This is a genomic window from Idiomarina sp. UBA4206, assembly GCF_002383015.1.
In the GTDB taxonomy this organism is placed as follows: Bacteria; Pseudomonadota; Gammaproteobacteria; order Enterobacterales; family Alteromonadaceae; genus Idiomarina; species Idiomarina abyssalis.
This window is the reverse complement of the sequence record NZ_DFTS01000043.1, coordinates 120,338-120,558: the sequence shown is the minus strand read 5'-3', so window position 1 is coordinate 120,558 and position 221 is coordinate 120,338. Positions and strand designations below refer to the sequence as shown.

The window sequence follows — 221 nt, the reverse complement described above, 5'->3', positions numbered from 1 at the left end:
GACAGCGCCGTGGTTTGCAACAGGTTAAAGAAACCTTAGGTCCGGATGCTATTATCCTGTCCAATAAGAAAGTGAATGGTGGTATTGAGCTGGTTGCAGCCATTGACCCCGATGCGCAACAGGCACAGCCAATGGCTGAGCAGGCACCGAATGAGCCGGCCGCATCAAAGACACCGGAAGTACCGGCTGAATCTTTGCAGGAACTGTTACAGCGTCAGGCG

General features: G+C 53.4%; 1 pseudogene. It reads left to right on the top strand.

Annotated features, from left to right (window positions below):
- Positions 1-221 (top strand): annotated as a pseudogene (locus B3180_RS09680) (flagellar biosynthesis protein FlhF); the annotation flags it as partial.